The sequence below is a fragment of the Luedemannella helvata genome (genome assembly GCF_039528415.1).
In the GTDB taxonomy this organism is placed as follows: Bacteria; Actinomycetota; Actinomycetes; order Mycobacteriales; family Micromonosporaceae; genus Luedemannella; species Luedemannella helvata.
Window position 1 is genome coordinate 96,943 of the sequence record NZ_BAAALS010000004.1, and the last position, 16,584, is coordinate 113,526.

Below are 16,584 nucleotides of genomic sequence, written 5' to 3' on the forward strand. Positions count from 1 at the left end.
CCAGCTCATCCGGCGGGCAGGCCGCGGCGCAGCACCACGTTCTCGGCCGCGCTCCACGCCAGCGTCGTGACCAGGTACAGCACGGCGGCCAGCGGCAGGAAGAGGGCACTGAGGACGCTGAGGAACGGCAGCGCCAGCACGAACGCGGGCGGCTCCGGCGCGCCGGTCATCGCTGCCACCCGGCGCGTCCGCCGCAGCGACACGACGGCCAGCGCCACCACGATGAGCAACAGCGCAACGAACACGAACGGGTGCCCGCCGCCGACCAGATGAGTGGACAGGGGCCCGCCGAAGAACCCGTGAGCCAGCAGCGCGTTCGGCTCACCCGCCACGGTGGGGGCGGTGAACACGCGGTACCAGATCAGAAAGGCCGGCGCCTGGGCCAGCATCGGCAGGCATCCGGCCAGCGGGGACGTGCCCGTCGCCTGGTGCAGGGCCAGCGACCCCTGTCACGCGGCCGACCAGCCTGACCAGCGGCGTACGGAGATGACTACGACCGGCCCGGGCGGCGCGGTCAGCTGGTACTGCGGGTACCGGCGCGCGAGCGCGGCCAGCGGCCCGGCCGCTCGCGCCGACCCGGCCTCGATGACGCGGGCCGTCCCGTCGGCGCGCGCCCACCACAGCCGCTCCCAATCGTCGTCGTAGTGGTCGACGAGCACGCTGACGGCCGGGTTCGCCGCGATGTTCGCCAGCCGCCGCAGCGGCGCGCCCGACTTGGGCTTGCCGTCGACGGCGAAGCACAGCCCGTCGTCGCCGACCGGCGCGAACACGATCGGCACGAGATGTGGGCGGCCCGCGACGTCGGCCGTGGCGAGCCGGGCCACCCGCGCGTCGGCGAACCGGGCCCGCGCCTGAGCGGCAGTCATTCGCACAGCTCACACCATAGGATGTGACCATGCGATTTGGACTTTTCGTTCCCCAGGGATGGCGTCTCGATCTTGTCGGGGTCCCCGCCGCCGACCAGTGGGCCACGATGCGTGACCTCGCGCTCGCCGCGGACGCCGGGCCCTTCGAGTCGATCTGGGTCTACGACCACTTCCACACCACCCCCGTACCGACCGACGAGGCCACCCACGAGGCCTGGACGCTCATGGCCGCGTTCGCCGCCGTGACCGAGCGGGTCCGCCTCGGCCAGATGTGCACGTGCATGGGCTACCGCAACCCGGCCTACCTGGCGAAGGTGGCCGCCTCCATCGACGTGATCTCCGGCGGCCGGGTCGAGATGGGCATCGGCGGCGGCTGGTACGAGCACGAGTGGCGCGCCTACGGGTACGGCTTCCCGAGCGCGGGCGAGCGGCTGGGCATGCTCGACGAGGGCGTGCAGATCATGCGGCAGCTGTGGAGCACCGGCACGGCGACCCTGGACGGCACGTACTACCAGGTCGACGGGGCGATCGGGCAGCCGCGGCCGTTGCAGGAGGGGGGCCTCCCGCTGTGGATCGCCGGCGGCGGCGAGAAGAAGACGCTGCGCATCGCCGCGAAGTACGCCCAGTACACGAACTTCGACGCCACCCCGGAGGCCTTCGCGCACAAGTCCGCGATCCTGGCCCAGCACTGCAAGGACGTCGGCACGGACTTCGACGCGATCACCCGGTCGGGCAACTTCAATGTCATCATCGGCGAGACCGAGCAGGACGTGGCCGACAAGCTGGCGTGGGTCCGCACCCACCTCGAGCCGCTCCTGCCGGCCGCGGAGCTGGAGCGCGTGAGCGCGCAGTACGCCTCCGGCCCGCTGGTCGGCACCCCGGAGCAGATCGTCGAGCGGCTGCGGCACAGCCGCACGCTAGGCCTGACGTACGCCATCACGTACTTCCTCGACGCCGCCTACGACCGGGGCAGCATCGACCTGTTCGCCAAGCGGGTCATCCCGGAACTGCTCGACGTGTAGCGCGCGGATAAGCGCAGCTCAGGGCCCATGCGGGCCGACAATGGGTGGGTGAAGAGGCTTCTGACGGCGGCCGTGGCGGTCCTGCTGACCGCCGCGGCCGGCTGCGCCACCACGGACGACCGCGCCCGCCCGGCCGGCGGGAGGACCCTGGTCGTCGCGCTCGACCTGCCGTTCCAGGGCGCCGCGAGCGACACGTCCGAGTCGGTGGCCAACGCGGCCGACATCTACCTCGACGAGATCGGCGCCATGGCCGGCCCGTACCGGATCGAGCTCAGGCGGTACGACAACGCCACGGCCACGAAGGGCAGCTGGGACGACGCGACCTGCGTCCGCAACGCCACCGACCACGTGGCCGCCACCGACGAGGTCGCCGTGCTGGGCGCGGCGAACTCCGGCTGCACGAAGCTGCAGTTGCCCACCCTCAACCAGGACCCGGCCGGCCCGATGCTCATGGTGTCGCACTCCAACACCAACCCGGGCCTGACCAAGCCGTGGGAGCAGGGTGAACCCGAGAAGTACTTCCCGACGGGCCGGCGTGGGTACGCGCGGGTCATCACCACGGACGAGTACCAGGGGGCCGCGGCCGCCCAGTTCGCCGCCCGGGACCTGAAGGTCGGGCGCTGCGCGGTCCTGCACGACAACCAGACGTACGGGCAGGGGGTGGCCGAGGCGTTCGCCGAGGAGGCCGCCCGGCAGGGCGTCACCGTGCTCGACCGGGGCGCGTGGGACGCGCGGGCCACCACCTACACGGCCCTGTTCCAGGCGGTGAAGGCCACGGACGCGGACTGCGTCTTCCTGAGCGGCATCTACGACAACAACGGCGGGCAGCTGGTGAAGGACAAGGTCGCCGTCCTGGGCCCCAACAGCGGCGCCGTGCCGCTCATCGTGCCCGACGGCTTCTTCGGCTTCCGCGACTTCCAGCGCCTGCCGGCCGCCGAGGGCGCGTACCTCACCTTCGGCGGCCTCGGCCTGGCGCAGATGAAGGCCGCGGGCGGCGCCGCGGCCCGGCTGCTCGCCGACTACCGGGCCCGGCACGGCTCCGAGCCGGCGAGCGCCTACGCCCTCTACGGGGTGCAGGCGTTGCAGGTGATCCTGGCCGCCGTCGCCCGCTCCGACGGCTCCCGGCGCGGCGTCCGCGATCAGGTCTTCGAGGGTACGGGCGTGAGCGTCCCCGCGGCCCAGGCCATGCTCGGCAAGGACGTACGCATCGACCCCGCCACGGGCGACGTGAACGTACGCGACCTGTCGGTGCTGCGGATGACCGGCGGCGCCGAGACGTTCCTCAAGGCGTGGCCCCTGCCGTGACCGCGCTACGCCTCGCGCGTACGCGACCGGCCTGGTCGTGCCCGCGTCCCGCGACGGTTGAGCGAACGCTAGCGCCGGAAGACGAGCAGGTCGTTGGTCTCGTACTGCGGCCCGTCGCCCAACGAGGGCAGCGCCTGCTCGATTCTGGCGAAGCCCGCCTCGGCGACCTCGGCGCTCATGAGCTCGAACACGGACACCGAGCGCAGCTTGAGCCGTTCATAGTCCTCGGTCAGGCTCGCCGAGCGGCGCCACGTGACCTCGTCGCGGGCGGCGAAGGTCCACCCGGCCCCGGCGAAGTCTCCCTTGACCTCATCCTCCGTGCGGAACTGCGCCCGGTCGGCCGCCTTCCATTCGGGTACGACGCGAAACCACCACACGTCGGGCATCCGGTCGGAGAAGTTCATCTGCACGCACAGCGTGCCGCCCGGCTTGACGACCCGGTGCAGTTCCCGGGCGGCGGCCTCGCGATCGGTCACATGGTGCCAGACGAAGAACAGCAGGGCCGCGTCACACGATGCGTCCGGCAACGGGATGTGCTCGGCCGACCCGGCCGCGTACGTGACCGCGGGATGGGCGGGGGCCTGCGCGCGCATCCTGTCGGACGGCTCGATCCCGTGGACCGGGCCGCCGAAGGTGCGTGCCAGGGAGGGCGTCAGCCGGCCGGTGCCCGAGCCGAGGTCAAGCCAGACCAGCGGCCGGGTCTCGGGCACGTGGCGGGCGAACGCGTCCATCCACGCCCGCAGCGCGTCCGGGGACATCTGCCGGCCGGCCGGGTACACGGCATGCAGGCGCGCGTCGTAGTCGACCTTGTCCATGCTCGCTCCCTAACCGAGTCCGGCGGTCGGCCGGCCGTACGCCTTGGCCGCGAGGTGGCCGTCGGGCAGGAGCCGGATGGTGACCGTGGTGAGAGTGAACTCCTCGCCGCGCCGGGTGTCCGTCCAGTGCAGGTCTTCCGGGACGGTCACGTTGATCGCCAGGGCGCTCACGGTGAGTGCGACGCGGCCGGTCATCGCGGCATCATCGCACGCCGTCGTCAGGCGTGCCCCTGCCGTGGCACGATGGCGCCATGGCCGGGCAGCGGTGGCGCAACAGTCGCCTGGCGCAGGTCATCGGTGAACTGACAGCGGAACTCGACCACGCCTGGGCCGAGCTGCTCGGCGCATCGGGCGTCGCGCCCGGCACGCCGGACGAGACGGCGCTGGCCTGGCTGGTGGCGGATGATCCCACCGGGTACGGCTGGCGCGTCGTGGACGCGGCGCTGGACCGGCTCACGTGCACCGAGTGTGGCGCCACGTTGACCCGGGGACCTGTGGGCTGCGGGCGGTGCGGCTATTACCACGGCGTGCGCTTCGCCGCCCGCGAAGTCGACCGGCCCGACGTGCCTGCCGGCAACGAGCACGCCATCCGGGTCGCCTTCGCCGTCGCCCGTGCCCGCCACCGGTACTCGCCCCGCGCCCGGGCGGGCTACGAACTGGTCCTGCCCTCGCTCGTCGCTGGCGACCTGCCCACCACCGCGCAGGCCCAAGCCGCCAAGGCGTTGATCAATAGGCTGACGCCCGAGGAGTGCGATGACGTCGCCTCCCTCGCCGAGGTCGAACGGCTCGCGCACCGTCGCGGACCAGTCAACGGATGAGTCCGCCCAGGCGGGAGGCTCCTCACACTCGGCCGTACCGCCTTGATCGGGGATGCGAACATGTCCGGCATGACAACTTACGAGGACGAGCGCACCGTGTCCCGGGCCGATCTGGCGGCCTGGCTGCGGCAGCTCGCCGATCAGCTGGACTCCACCGGGCACATCTTCTACGGCGCGGGCGGCCGGGTCGCGGTCGCCGACACGGTGGAGTGCGAGCTGGAGATAGAGCGGGACGGTTCGGAGGTCTCCGTCGAGATCGAGTTCAGCTGGAGCGGCCCCGAGACCGCCGGCAGCGCGGACGAAGAAGACGAAGAAGACGAAGAAGACGAAGAAGGTGAGGAAGAAAGCGACGGAGAGGAGGAGGACGAAGAGGGCGAAGAGGGCGAGGACGCCGGCACCGAGGAGGCCGAGTCGGACACCTCAGCCGAGCCGGCTGAGTCCACCGAGACGGCCGAGCCCTCCGAGCCCGCCGACGAGGGCAGCGCTCCCCACTCGACCGAGCCGGCCACGGTCTCCGAATCTGAGCCGGCCTCCGGGCAACAGGCATAGATGCACCACGAGGGCTGGGGGAGTACCCAGCCCTCGTCTCGTTTCTTGAGCGCCTCCGTCAATCGCATGTGGACGGTCGGCGGTTTCGCGCGCGGCACCCGCGTCGTTATGGTCGGCCGACCTGATGCGAGGAGGACGCGGTGTCCGATGTGGATGTGAGCCGGCGCGAGTTCCTTCGGTGGCTTTCCGTCAGCGGCGCCGGAGTGACGGCCGCGGCGATCGCGCCCATGCTGCTGCCGGGGACGGCCAACGCCGCGCCCGCCGGTGCGACGATCTATGTCAACGCCACCCTCATCGACGGCACCGGGGCGCCCGCCCGGCGTGACGCCACGATCGTCGTGGTCGGCGACCGGATCGTCGCGGTCGCCCACGGCCCCGGCGTCCCGCGCCCGGCCGGCGTGCGGACGGTCGATCTGCGCGGCCGGTACGTCATCCCCGGCCTGTGGGACATGCACGCCCACAACATCGTCGACGAGGCGATCTTCCCGCCGCTCTACATCGCCAACGGGGTGACCGGCGTGCGCGAGATGCGCGGCGGCCCGGCCGTGCGGGCCACGCGGGCGCGCATCGAGGGCGGCGAACTGGTCGGCCCGCGCGTCGTCGCGGCCGGGCCGATCGTGGACGGGCCGGTCACCTTCCTCGGCCCGGGCGACATCATCGTGAACAACCGCGCCGAGGTCATCGAAGCCGTACGGCGGATCAAGCGCGACGGCGGCGAGTTCGTCAAGGTGTACTCGCACCTGACGCCCCAGCTCTACCAGGACGTCGTGGACGCGGCGCGCCGCGAGCGCATCACGTTCGCCGGACACATCCCGTACCTGGTGACGGCCGAGACCGCGTCGCGCGCCGGGCAGCACACGGTGGAGCACCTGCTCGGCGTCCCGGTCGCCGTGTCGCGCGAGCGCGACGTCATCAACGCCCTGATCGGCGCCACGCCGCTGGTCGACCCGTTCGCCTACTACTACTTCATGCGTGAGCTGGACTGGCGGGCCAGCCTCAGCTACGACCGGCGGACCGCCGAGGCGTTCTTCAAGCTGCTGATCAGGAACAAGACCTGGCAGGTGCCGACGATCACGGTGCTGCGCATGGTCAACAGCCCGCTCGGTACGTTCGACGACGACCCCAACCTGGTCTACATCCCGGAGGCGTACCGGGTGCCGTGGGGCCAGCGCCATGCCATCTTCGCGCCGACGACGCCGGAGCAGACGGTCGTCCAGGCCCGCTTCCTCGACTCGCTGATGAGTCTCGTCGGCGCCATGGAGGAGGCCGGCGTGCCGCTCGTCGCCGGTACGGACTGCAACAACCCCTTCGTGATCCCCGGCTTCAGCCTCCACGACGAGCTTGCCCTGCTCGTACGGTCGGGGTTGAGCCCGATGCGGGCGCTGCAGGCCGCCACCCGCGACGCGGCCCGCTGCCTGGGCATCGACGGCACGCACGGCACGCTCACCCCCGGCAAGGCCGCCGACTTCGTCGTCCTGGACGCCGACCCGCTCGCCGACATCAGGAACACGGCCCGCGTCAACGCGGTGGTGACCCGCGGCCGGTACATCAACGGCGCCGAGCGGGCGCGGATCCTGGCCGATGTGCGCTCGGCCGCGCAGGACCCGTCGCCGGCCACCCTCGCGGCGGCGACGGCCGCGTGCGCCTGCTACCCCGCGAGGTAGCTACCCGGGCTCGACGGCGATGTTGTGCGCATGATCGGATCAGTCTAGGCGCGCGCCCAGTCGATGGTCGCGGCCTGCGGATCGTGCGGCAGGTACGACACCGGCACCGCGCGGCCGGGGGCGAGGACGTGGTCCTTCCCGTCGGGTACGCGGGTCAGCGCCTCCGTGCGCAGTTCCGTGCCGCCCGGCCCGACGTAGCTGAACCCGACGCGCACGAGCGGGTCGTCGGCGTGGTCGACCGGCAGATCGGGGGTCAGCTCACCGGCGTCGGGCCCGACGAACTCGACCGACAGGAGCTGGCCGTAGGAGGCCACCCCGCCCGCGACGATGTCGTCCGGCCGTACGGTGGTGACCGTGACCTCGGTGTCGGGCTCGGTGACGGGCCCGGCCGGGGCGATCGCCACCTTCGTCGGGTCGGCGGGGTCCACGCGGACCGGCACGATCGCGCCGGGTTGGATCGAACCCCACGCGGAACGGCCCGCGAGCACGTGCCGGACGCTCACGTCGTACGGCGGCCGGCCGGTCACGCTCACGCGCAGGCCGAGGTTCACCACGAGGTTCACGCCGTTGACGACGACACCCGTGTCCCGCACGGTCAGCACCCGCGCGGTGCCCGGTGACCCGTCGCGCAGCAGCGCGGAGGTGTCCAGGCCAGCCACGTACCGCCCGGTCCGCACCAGGACCAGGCCCACGACCAGGAACGTCGCGGCCGTGATCGCGGCGTTGAGCCGGTGCGCCTCCGACGCGACGAGGACCCAGACCGCCGCGCCCGCGCCGGCGGCCAGGAACGCGTAGCCGAGGAAGGTCAGGATCCACCGGGTGGTGCGCACGGCCGCCTCGCTCTCTGTATCGATGGAAGCGTATGGCGGCCGGTCGGTGCCGCTTCGGCTGCGTCCCCAACGCGACAGGTCTCGCCACCGGCCAAAAGGTGCAACGGTGCTTCCACCAACTGTCCACAAAGGTGCGCTGCCGCATCCGCGTGGTGGGCTGGCGCGGGCGTCCATGGCACGATGCGGTGTTATGCCGCTGACTCGACGGGCCATCCTCGGCACCGGCGCGGCCGTCGCCGCGGCCGCCATCACCGGGTGCGCCCGAGACGAACCCACCGCGCTGTGGCGCGACGCGGGGGCGACCGCCGAGCCCGGCGCCGGGGCGGTTGCCCGGCCGTCCGGGTCACCGTCCCCGTCCCCTTCGCCCAGCGCCACGCGACGGCCGCCACCGACCGGTGCCCCGTACACGGCGAAGTTGACGTCGACCCTGCAGCGCTACCTCAAGCCGACCGCGGAGAACCCCAACCACCCGACGTACGCGGGAGCGGTCGCGCTGGTGATGGTCAACGGCAAGGTCACCGCGCATGTGGCGGTCGGGCACGCGCTGCGCTACGGGGCCGGGCCGGTCGAGCTGCCGGACGCGAAGCGGGTCGCCATGCGGCCCGACTCGATCTTCGACCTGGCGTCGCTCACCAAGGTGTACACGTCGATCCTCTTGTTGCAGCAGGTGGAGCGCGGCAAGGTCGACCTGGACGCCCCCGTCGTGGACTACCTGCCGGGCTTCACGGGCGCCGGGAAGTCCGCGGTCACCGTTCGGATGCTGCTCACGCACACCAGCGGGCTGCCGGTCGGCGCGAAGATCTCCACGGTGTCCGGCCTGTCCGCGCGGCGCGCGGCCGTCCTCGCCACCCCGCTGCTGTCCGGCGCCACGCCCGGCGACACCTTCCGGTACTCCAGCACCGGCCTGCTCGTGGCCGCCCAACTGGTCGAGAAGGTCACCGGCAAGGGCCTCGACGCCGCGCTGCGGGCCGGCATCACCGGCCCGCTCGGGCTGCGCGACACCGGGTTCAACCCGCTGGGCTGGCTCAGCGCCAGCGCGAAGTCGGGCCGGCTCGTCGCCACGGACGCCCGCTCGTCGCGCGGCCTGCTGCGCGGCGTGGTGCACGACGACGTGACCAACCAGCTCGGCGGCGTCGCCGGCAGCGCGGGGGTGTTCGCCAGCGCGGCCGACGTGGCGGCCGTGGGCCAGGCACTGCTGTCCGGCGGCGGTCGCCTGCTCAAGGCCGGCACGGTCAAGGCGATGCTCACCAACTACAACAAGGGCCTGCCCGCGATCGACCCCGACCGGCCGGGCCGCCCGTCCGATCACGGCCTGGGCGTCACGCTGCGCCAGCCGTGGTTCATGGGCCGGCTGTCGGCCGCGTCGACGTTCGGGCACACGGGCTTCACCGGCACGTCGCTGCTCGTCGAGCCGCGCCGCAAGCTGGTCCTGGTGCTGCTCACCAACCGGGCGCATCCCAACTGGAGCTGGGCAAACCCCGACCCGATGCGCGCGGCCGTCGCCAACGTCCTCGCTGACGCCCTCAGCTGACGGCGCGGGCGAACCAGACCTCCTCGGCCGGCCAGCGCCGCGCCCACTCGTCGGGCAGTTGCGGAAAGTCGGTATTCGTCGCGTCCGGCGGCACCTGTACCTCGATGAGGTCCTCGACGATCAGGCCGCATCGGGTCAGCAGCCTGATCCATTCGCCGTGCGGCAGGGAGAAGAGCTGGTACTCGTCGCCCTCGTCGTCGCGGCGCACCACGCGGTGCAGCCCGAACAGGTCGCGCACCAGCCGATCGGTCGCCGGCCCCTGCTCCGGCACGCACAGGCGCGCCAATGTGGACTGTGCCATGAAGATTAGGCGCCCGCCGGGGCGCAGCAGCCGGGCGGCCTCCGGAATCCACCGGTACGGGTCGCACCACACGGACGCGCCGTACTCGCTGATCACCAGGTCGGCGCAGCCGTCGCGCAGCGGCACCCGCTCGGCGTCGGCGAGCAGCAGCGGGAAGCGCGGGCCGACCGCGTCCTGTAGGCGCCGCGCCGTGCCCAGCTGCCGGGCCGAGACGTCCACGCCGACCGGCCGCGCGCCGCCACGGGACAGCCACGCCGACACGTACCCGGTGCCGCAGCCCAGCTCGACCACGGACAACCCGGCGAGCCGCGCCGGCAGGACCGGCAGCCGCGACTGCGGGACGCGCCACATTCCCCAGTACGGCTCGACGGCGGTCCACCGGGCGTGCGCGTCCTGCTCGAACCAGTCCGCCACGTGCTCGTCCCACTGCTGCCGGGTGACCGGTACGTGGCTGCCCGCCTCCGCTGTCATGCGGCCATGGTAGGGATTCCCAGGGCGGCGGCGCCCAGACTTTCAGTGGCGGCCTCCACCCCGAGGGCTGACGACCGGGTCCTGAGGACCGGCGATCGGCACCTCAGGCGGAGGCACCGGCGGCACCGCGCGGGCACCGTGGTGCCATGACCATGCTGCTGTTACGGCCCGGCGCTCCGGTGGCGCCGCACCCGCGGGCGACCCTTCATGTCGACCTGGGCGCTGTCACCGCGAACGTGCGCACCATCAGATCGCGTATCCCCGGCGAGTTGATGGCCGTCGTGAAAGCCGACGGGTTCGGCCACGGCCAGGTCGAGGTCGCCCGCGCCGCGCTCGCCGGCGGCGCCACCCGCCTGGGCGTCACCAGCATCGACGAGGCCCGGCCGCTGCGCGCGGCGGGGCTGACCCAGCGGGTACTGAGCTGGCTCAATCCGCTGGGTGCGGACTTCGCCGCGGCGGCCCGGCTGGACATCGAGCTGGGCGTGCCCGGGCTGGACCACCTGCACGCGATCGCCCGTAGCGCCCCCGGCGCGCGCGTCCACCTGCAGTTGGACACCGGGATGGGACGCGACGGGGCCGAGCCCGCCCGATGGGACAGCCTGTGCCGCGCCGCCCGGGAGGCCGAGCGGCGCGGTCAGCTCCGCGTCGTCGGGATCATGGGTCACCTGCCCTGCGCCGACCGGCCCGGCCACGCCGCCAACGCGCGGGGCCGGGACCGGTTCGCCTGGGGCCTGCGGGTGGCCCGGGCGGCCGGGCTGCGGCCGGCCGACCATCACCTCGCCGCGACGGCCGCCACGCTCAGCGATCCGCTGTCGCACCACACGATGAGCCGCGTCGGCGCGGGCCTGGTGGGCATCGACGAGTCCGGCACGGTTCGGCTGCGGCCCGCTCTGACTCTCACCGCCCCGCTGGTGAGCGTCCGCAACGCGCCGGCCGGTACCGCCGTGGGCTACGGGCACACCTGGACGGCCCGGCGGGCGACCCGGCTGGGCCTGATCCCGGTCGGCTACGCCGACGGGCTTCCCCGGCTCGCCTCCGGCCGCGCGGAGGTCTGGGTCGCCGGCACCCGCCGCCCCGTCGTGGGCCGCATTTCCATGGACATGACCGTCATCGACCTTGGACCTGGCTCACCGGCATCCGTCGGCGATCCGGTGACGGTCTTCGGACCGGGGGACCGGGGCGAGCCGACCGCGGCGCAGTGGGCCGGCTGGGCGGAGACCGTCGAACACGAGATCGTCACCGGCCTCAGTGCCCGGCTGCACCGAAGGAGTGCCTCATGAGCCGCATCCGCGTCGCCGTGATCGGCGGCGGCCGCAACTGCGAACACGACGTCTCCCTGGCGTCGGCCGCCGCGGTGGCGGAAGGCCTGGAGGAGTCCGGGTACGACGCCGTCCGCCTCACCATCGACCCCGCCGGCGTCTGGCGCGACCGCGAGGGCCGCCCGATCGGTCTGGTCGGGGCGGTCCATGTGCTGCGATCCTGCGCGGTGGCCTTCCCGGTGCTGCACGGCCCGCACGGCGAGGACGGCACCCTCGCGGCGTTGTGCGATCTCGCCGGAGTGCCGTGGGTGGGTTCATCGCTCGGCGCGGGCGCGCTCGCGATGGACAAGTGGGTCACCAAGCTGGTCGCGAGCGCCGTCGGCATCGCCACGGCGCCCGGCCGCCTGCTCACGCGCGGCGGGGCCGGCTCGTGCGCCTTCACGCATCCGGTCGTGGTCAAGCCCGTCGCCGCGGGGTCCAGCCACGGGGTCACCCTGGTCCGCGAGGCGGCCGGGCTCGGCCCGGCCCTGGACGCCGCGTTCGCCCACGACCACCGGGTACTCGTAGAGGATCTGGTGGTGGGGCGGGAGATCGATGTCGCGGTCCTGGGCCGCCCCGACGGATCGCGGGTCGTCGCGCCCGCGTTGGAGATCGTCGTACCCGAGGGGGAGATCTTCGACCTCGCCGCCAAGTACGGCGGCTTCCCGGACTTCCTCCTCCCGGCCCCGCTGGACGAGGTGGCCCGCAAGCGGGTCGAGCAGGCCGCCGTGAGCATGTTCGACGCGCTGGGGTGCGCCGGGGTCGCCCGGATCGACTTCTTTCTCACGGACGACGGGCCGGTGCTCAACGAGGTGAACACGACGCCCGGCTTCACCTCGCAGTCCCAGGTGCCCAGAATGTTCGCCGCGACGGGAATGTCCTTCGGTGTCCTGCTCGATCTGCTGGTACGCGATGCGCTGGCGGCCTGAGACCGCGTGGCGGTCGTCACCCGCTTTGCAGGTCAAGCCCTCTGGATGGTTCCCTTGCGGGGACATACCCCCACCCACCTGGACGATCCGATGAGCGAAACGGGCTGGCGCCCATGGTTGCCCGAGGCGATCGCGGCGTTCGTTGTGCTCGTCGTCGGCTTCACCGAGGCCGCCATGTTCTGGGCGATGACGGACGGCGGCCACGCCGCGGGCTTCGCGCAGGCGCTGGTGGTCGCGGGCGCGGTCGGGATGTGCCGGCGGGCGCCGGGCGCGGCGCTCGGGCTCGTCTGGGCACTGGGCCTGTTCCATGTGCTGTCCCACGCGCCGATCATGTTGAGCGAGTTCGCGTTGACGGCCGTGTTCTTCGGCGGCGCGCGGTGGGGCCGCCCGCTGACCGTCGTGAGCAGCGCGCTGTCGGTGCCGCTGGCCGTGGTCGTGGCGTTCGTCCTGCACGAGGGCCGGGTTTTCAGCCTCTACCTGCTCCTCACCGGAGCCAGGCCGGGCGGCATGCTCCGCGCGGAGTCGACGACGCCGCTGATCCTGTCGCTGATCGGGTTGCTGGTCGTCGCCGCCCCCTGGCCGGCGGGTCTGGTCATGCGCTCCCTCGACCGGGCGAGCACCTCGCGGGCCTCCATGCTGGCCGCGGAGGAGACGGCGGCCGGGGCGCTGCGCGAGACCGAGCATGCACGCGAGGTCGCGCACCTGCGCGATCAGCAGACCCGCCTGGCGCGTGACGTCCACGACGTCGTCGGCCATTCCCTCGCGGTGATCCTGGCGCAGGCCGAGTCGGGGCAGTACCTGGACGACACCGGGAAGCTGAAGAGGGCCATGCAGACGATCGCCACCACGGCGCGCTCTTCCCTGCAGGATGTCCGGCAGGTGCTCTCCACGACCCAGGACGCGACCACGGGGCGCGATGACGCCGACCGGCTCGACGATCTGATCGTCGGAGCGCGCGGCAGCGGACACGAGATCGTCGCGAGCGAGCTGGGCACCCCACGCCCACTGCCCCGGGAGGCGGCTGCGGTCGCCTACCGGGTCTTCCAGGAGATGCTCACCAACGCCATCAAGCACGGCCGGCGCGACCAGCCGATCACGGCCGAGCGGCACTGGCCGCCACCCCAACCGGCCGGCGGCGTCACCGACACCCTGCGCATCGAAGTGACCAACATGGCCGACGCCGCCGGTGACGACAGCGCCGGACGTGGCCTGGACGGCATGCGGCGACGGCTTGAGGCCATCGGCGGCCACCTCGACGTGCGCCGCCGCGAGCAGACCGCCGGCATCAGTTTCACCGTCACCGCGTTCGTGCCCGTCCGGAACGGCGCGTGATGAGCGACGACATCACCGTCCTGCTCGTCGACGATCAGGAACTCTTCCGTGAAGGGGTACGGGTCATCGTCGACGCGCAGGAGGGCATGCGCGTGGTCGGCGCGGCCGGCGACGGCGTGGCGGCCGTCCGCCTGGTCGACGACCTGCGACCCGACGTCGTCCTGATGGACATCCGGATGCCGGAGATGGACGGCGTCGAGGCGTCCCGGCAGATCTTCGCACCCGAGCGGGCGGCCCGGCGGACCAAGCCCGTGCGGGTGATCGTGCTGACGACCTTCAACCTGGACGACCGGGCGGCCACCGCCATCCGCCACGGCGCCAGCGGCTTCCTGCTCAAGGACACCACGCCGCTGATGCTGCGCGACGCGATCCGTACGGTCCACGGCGGCAACGCCGTGCTCGCCCCGCAGGACCTGGCCACCCTCCTGGACCGGCAGTTCCGGGCCGAGACGCCGCCGCCCGCGGCGTTTTTGGGGCTCACCGACAAGGAACGGGAGGTGTTCACCGCCGTGGCCCGGGGCCTGTCCAACGCGGAGATCGCCGGCACGGTCTTCGCCAGCGAGTCCACGGTCAAGACCCATGTGGGTGCGATCCTGCGCAAGCTGGCGCTGCGCGACCGGGTCCAGATCGTCGTGTTCGCCCATGAACACGGCCTGGTGCGGTGACGGTCACCCCGCCGATAGAATCGCCGGCGTGCCCGTGGAGGATCTCGCGGCCCGGCTCGGCGTAGCCGTCGAGGACGTCGAACGCGTACACCGGTTGGCCGGCGACCTGCCGTCGGCGCCGCTGCCCGCGAAGGCTGACGCGCCGGCGATCCTGGACCGGCTCGCCGTGCCACCCGACGATGCCGCCGAGATCATGGCGGGCTGGCCCGACCCGGACTCTCCACTGTGGTCTGACGAGCTGCGCTGGCTGCTCGACCGGTCCATCGCCCTCGTCCGCGCCGACCTCGGTGGCAACGGCTGGCTGCCGCCCGGACCGGAACTGCCGCGCGAGCGGGGTCCCGCCTGGCGGCACCTCTACGTGTACGCGTACCTGGCCCTGGTCGACGTCGTCATGGCGTACCACCGCGACCACGGCATCGACGAGGCCGTGTCGTGGGCGACCCTCGCGGACCTGGGCCGCAACCTCGCGGTCGACCGGCGCATGAACGGCGAGGGCTGGCCGGTCATGCAGAGCTGGCTGACCCTGCACGCGCGCGGCAGCCTCTACGAGCTGGGCCGGTTGCAGCACCAGCGCGGCGAGGGCGCCATCGGCCTGCACATCCCGGACTCCGGGCAGCTGACCCCGGAGGCGGTCGACGCATCGCTCGACCAGGCCCGCGCGTTCTTCCCGCGCCACTTTCCCGACGAGCACTACACGGCGTTCTCCTGCGGTTCGTGGCTGCTCGATCCGCAGCTGCTGGAGTACCTGCCCGAGGAGTCCAACATCGTGCGCTTCCAGCGCAGGTTCGAGCTGGAACCCTACGAGGAGCCCGAGGGCATCGACGGCGACGTCGAGGTGCTGCGGTTCGTGTTCCGCAGCCTGAGCACGCCGCTCGACCGGTTGCCGCGCCGCACGGCGCTCCAACGGGTGGTCGTCGACCACCTGCGGGCGGGCGGGCACTGGCGCTGGCATCAGGGCCGCTTCCCGTTCTAGCGCGGCCTCACCCGTGCGCGAACTGCGGTACGACGTCGGGGAACGACCCGTCGCCGAACAGGACGCGAGCCGCCATCGCCCGGCCGGCCCGCCCGCGCAGCGCGGCGACGGCCGCCTCGGCGGCCAGGGGCGACCGGATGCCCGCGAACGCGCGGCGCAGCGCCAGCCTGGCCCGGAACCTGGCCCGCAGAGCGTTCCCGTCGTACCCGCGCAGCACCCGCTCGTCGCCCGTGCGCAGGTACCGCGCGGCCACGGTCGCGGCCAGCTCGGACATGCGCAGGCACGGGTCGAGCCCGCCGGCCGTCAGCGGCGACACCGCGCCGGCCGCGTCGCCGACGAGCAGCCCGTCCGGGCAGGCCAGCCGGCGCAGCACCCCGCCGACCGGGATCGGCCCGCCGCGCCGCTCGACAGGTCCGGTCGGGGCCGCCCGCCCCGGCGCGTCGGCCGCGAACTCGTCCAGCAGGTGCCGGACCCCGGTACGCATGGCGTGCGCGTACCCGGCGACGCCGACGTGCGCGTGCTCGCCGTCGTCGATGACCCACCCCAGGTACCCGGGGGCCACGCGCGGGTCCAGCACGCAGTGAAACGCCGGCGTCGTCGTGCCCGACGCGATCGGGTGGACCAGTTCCGCGCCGACGAGCAGCCGCCGGTTGACGTCGAGCCCCAGGTCGCGCGCCACCCGTGACCGGGCGCCGTCCGCGCCGACGATGAACCGCGCCGTCACGGGCTCGGCACCGGCCAGCCGCACCAGGCCCCGGGACCTGCCGTCGTACCGGGTGCCCAGCAGCACGGTCGCGCCGGCCGACTCGGCCGCGCGGCGCGCGTGCTCGTACACGCCCGCCATGTCGGCCACCCGGTACTCGTCGCGGTCGCTGGTGAGCCGGATCGGGGAGCGCCGCGAGGGCGGGTACAGCACCACGTCGCGCACGCCCGGACCGAGCAGGTGCCCGGGCAGGTCGAAGTCCTCAAGGGTGCGCCGCACGAAGATCCCGGTCGTTCGGATGCCGGTCGTCAACGTCCGCCGCCGGTCCACCACGAGGACGCGAAGATCGCGCGCCGCGAGCAGCCTGGCGGTCTCCAACCCGGCCAGGCCGGCCCCCACCACGAGCACGTCAACTGTCAGCACACCCTCGACCGTAGGGCCGCCGGCCCGCCCGACGGGCCGCCCGCACACGACCTGCCCGCTACCTTCACAGGTCGACCACACGCCGTAAA

18 protein-coding genes are annotated in these 16,584 nt (G+C 73.0%); 11 read left to right on the top strand and 7 right to left on the bottom strand.

Features of this window, described 5'->3' with window-relative positions:
• Nucleotides 1-5: 5 nt before the first annotated feature.
• Together ABD191_RS05340 and ABD191_RS05345 are read right to left on the bottom strand one after the other, a co-directional pair.
• Nucleotides 6-440, bottom strand: a complete 435-nt coding sequence (locus ABD191_RS05340) for a YidC/Oxa1 family membrane protein insertase (protein WP_344077860.1) — start codon at nt 438-440, stop codon at nt 6-8.
• 9 nt (nt 441-449) lie between these two features.
• Nucleotides 450-866 (bottom strand): TIGR03668 family PPOX class F420-dependent oxidoreductase, encoded by a 417-nt coding sequence (locus ABD191_RS05345; RefSeq protein WP_344077453.1) that lies wholly within the window; start codon nt 864-866, stop codon nt 450-452.
• A gap of 29 nt (nt 867-895) precedes the next feature.
• Between ABD191_RS05345 and ABD191_RS05350 the strand changes: the two genes are divergently transcribed.
• Entirely contained in the window at nt 896-1,888 is a 993-nt protein-coding gene (locus tag ABD191_RS05350; protein ID WP_344077455.1) for an LLM class F420-dependent oxidoreductase, read from the top strand.
• Between the two features lie 48 nt (nt 1,889-1,936).
• Nucleotides 1,937-3,193: a branched-chain amino acid ABC transporter substrate-binding protein gene (locus ABD191_RS05355; protein WP_344077457.1), complete on the top strand. Its 1,257-nt coding sequence runs from the start codon at nt 1,937-1,939 to the stop codon at nt 3,191-3,193.
• 68 nt (nt 3,194-3,261) lie between these two features.
• On the opposite strand, the gene ABD191_RS05360 is transcribed toward ABD191_RS05355, so the two are convergent.
• Both ABD191_RS05360 and ABD191_RS05365 read right to left on the bottom strand, forming a co-directional pair.
• The gene (locus ABD191_RS05360; protein ID WP_344077459.1) at nt 3,262-4,008 is read right to left on the bottom strand and encodes a class I SAM-dependent methyltransferase; all 747 of its coding nucleotides are present in this window, start codon (nt 4,006-4,008) and stop codon (nt 3,262-3,264) included.
• A gap of 9 nt (nt 4,009-4,017) precedes the next feature.
• A complete protein-coding gene (locus ABD191_RS05365) occupies nt 4,018-4,203 on the bottom strand; it encodes a hypothetical protein (protein ID WP_344077461.1) in 186 nt (61 codons plus the stop codon).
• A 56-nt stretch (nt 4,204-4,259) separates the two neighbouring features.
• On the opposite strand from ABD191_RS05365, the gene ABD191_RS05370 reads away from it, so the two are divergent.
• The 3 genes from ABD191_RS05370 to ABD191_RS05380 all read left to right on the top strand — a co-directional run bounded on the left by ABD191_RS05370 (nt 4,260) and on the right by ABD191_RS05380 (nt 7,039).
• On the top strand, nt 4,260-4,826 hold the full coding sequence (locus ABD191_RS05370) for a hypothetical protein (RefSeq protein ID WP_344077463.1): 567 nt from the start codon (nt 4,260-4,262) through the stop codon (nt 4,824-4,826).
• Nucleotides 4,827-4,895: 69 nt separating this feature from the next.
• On the top strand, nt 4,896-5,375 hold the full coding sequence (locus tag ABD191_RS05375) for an amphi-Trp domain-containing protein (RefSeq protein WP_344077465.1): 480 nt from the start codon (nt 4,896-4,898) through the stop codon (nt 5,373-5,375).
• Nucleotides 5,376-5,515: 140 nt separating this feature from the next.
• Nucleotides 5,516-7,039, top strand: a complete 1,524-nt coding sequence (locus ABD191_RS05380) for an amidohydrolase family protein (RefSeq protein WP_344077467.1) — start codon at nt 5,516-5,518, stop codon at nt 7,037-7,039.
• A gap of 44 nt (nt 7,040-7,083) precedes the next feature.
• Here ABD191_RS05380 and ABD191_RS05385 read toward each other — a convergent pair whose 3' ends face one another.
• Nucleotides 7,084-7,869: a hypothetical protein gene (locus ABD191_RS05385; RefSeq protein ID WP_344077469.1), complete on the bottom strand. Its 786-nt coding sequence runs from the start codon at nt 7,867-7,869 to the stop codon at nt 7,084-7,086.
• Nucleotides 7,870-8,059: 190 nt separating this feature from the next.
• Between ABD191_RS05385 and ABD191_RS05390 the strand changes: the two genes are divergently transcribed.
• Nucleotides 8,060-9,400: a serine hydrolase domain-containing protein gene (locus ABD191_RS05390; RefSeq protein ID WP_344077471.1), complete on the top strand. Its 1,341-nt coding sequence runs from the start codon at nt 8,060-8,062 to the stop codon at nt 9,398-9,400.
• Here the strand turns inward: ABD191_RS05390 and ABD191_RS05395 are convergent.
• Complete coding sequence (locus ABD191_RS05395; RefSeq protein ID WP_344077473.1) at nt 9,393-10,172, bottom strand: class I SAM-dependent methyltransferase; 780 nt, start codon at nt 10,170-10,172, stop codon at nt 9,393-9,395. The genes ABD191_RS05390 and ABD191_RS05395 overlap by 8 nt on opposite strands.
• A gap of 146 nt (nt 10,173-10,318) precedes the next feature.
• On the opposite strand from ABD191_RS05395, the gene alr reads away from it, so the two are divergent.
• The 5 genes from alr (at nt 10,319) to ABD191_RS05420 (ending at nt 15,369) form a co-directional block, all read left to right on the top strand.
• Nucleotides 10,319-11,452 carry an alanine racemase gene (alr, locus tag ABD191_RS05400; protein WP_344077475.1) on the top strand — a complete coding sequence of 378 codons (1,134 nt, stop codon included), beginning with the start codon at nt 10,319-10,321 and terminating at the stop codon, nt 11,450-11,452.
• The gene (locus tag ABD191_RS05405) at nt 11,449-12,399 is read left to right on the top strand and encodes a D-alanine--D-alanine ligase family protein (RefSeq protein WP_344077477.1); all 951 of its coding nucleotides are present in this window, start codon (nt 11,449-11,451) and stop codon (nt 12,397-12,399) included. The genes alr and ABD191_RS05405 overlap by 4 nt, the downstream gene beginning before the upstream one ends.
• Before the next feature lie 90 nt (nt 12,400-12,489).
• Complete coding sequence (locus ABD191_RS05410; protein ID WP_344077478.1) at nt 12,490-13,731, top strand: sensor histidine kinase; 1,242 nt, start codon at nt 12,490-12,492, stop codon at nt 13,729-13,731.
• Nucleotides 13,731-14,396 (top strand): response regulator, encoded by a 666-nt coding sequence (locus ABD191_RS05415; protein ID WP_344077479.1) that lies wholly within the window; start codon nt 13,731-13,733, stop codon nt 14,394-14,396. The genes ABD191_RS05410 and ABD191_RS05415 overlap by 1 nt, the downstream gene beginning before the upstream one ends.
• A gap of 28 nt (nt 14,397-14,424) precedes the next feature.
• Nucleotides 14,425-15,369 (top strand): acyltransferase domain-containing protein, encoded by a 945-nt coding sequence (locus tag ABD191_RS05420; RefSeq protein WP_344077480.1) that lies wholly within the window; start codon nt 14,425-14,427, stop codon nt 15,367-15,369.
• 7 nt (nt 15,370-15,376) lie between these two features.
• Here ABD191_RS05420 and ABD191_RS05425 read toward each other — a convergent pair whose 3' ends face one another.
• Complete coding sequence (locus ABD191_RS05425; RefSeq protein WP_344077481.1) at nt 15,377-16,495, bottom strand: FAD-dependent oxidoreductase; 1,119 nt, start codon at nt 16,493-16,495, stop codon at nt 15,377-15,379.
• Nucleotides 16,496-16,584: the final 89 nt, after the last annotated feature.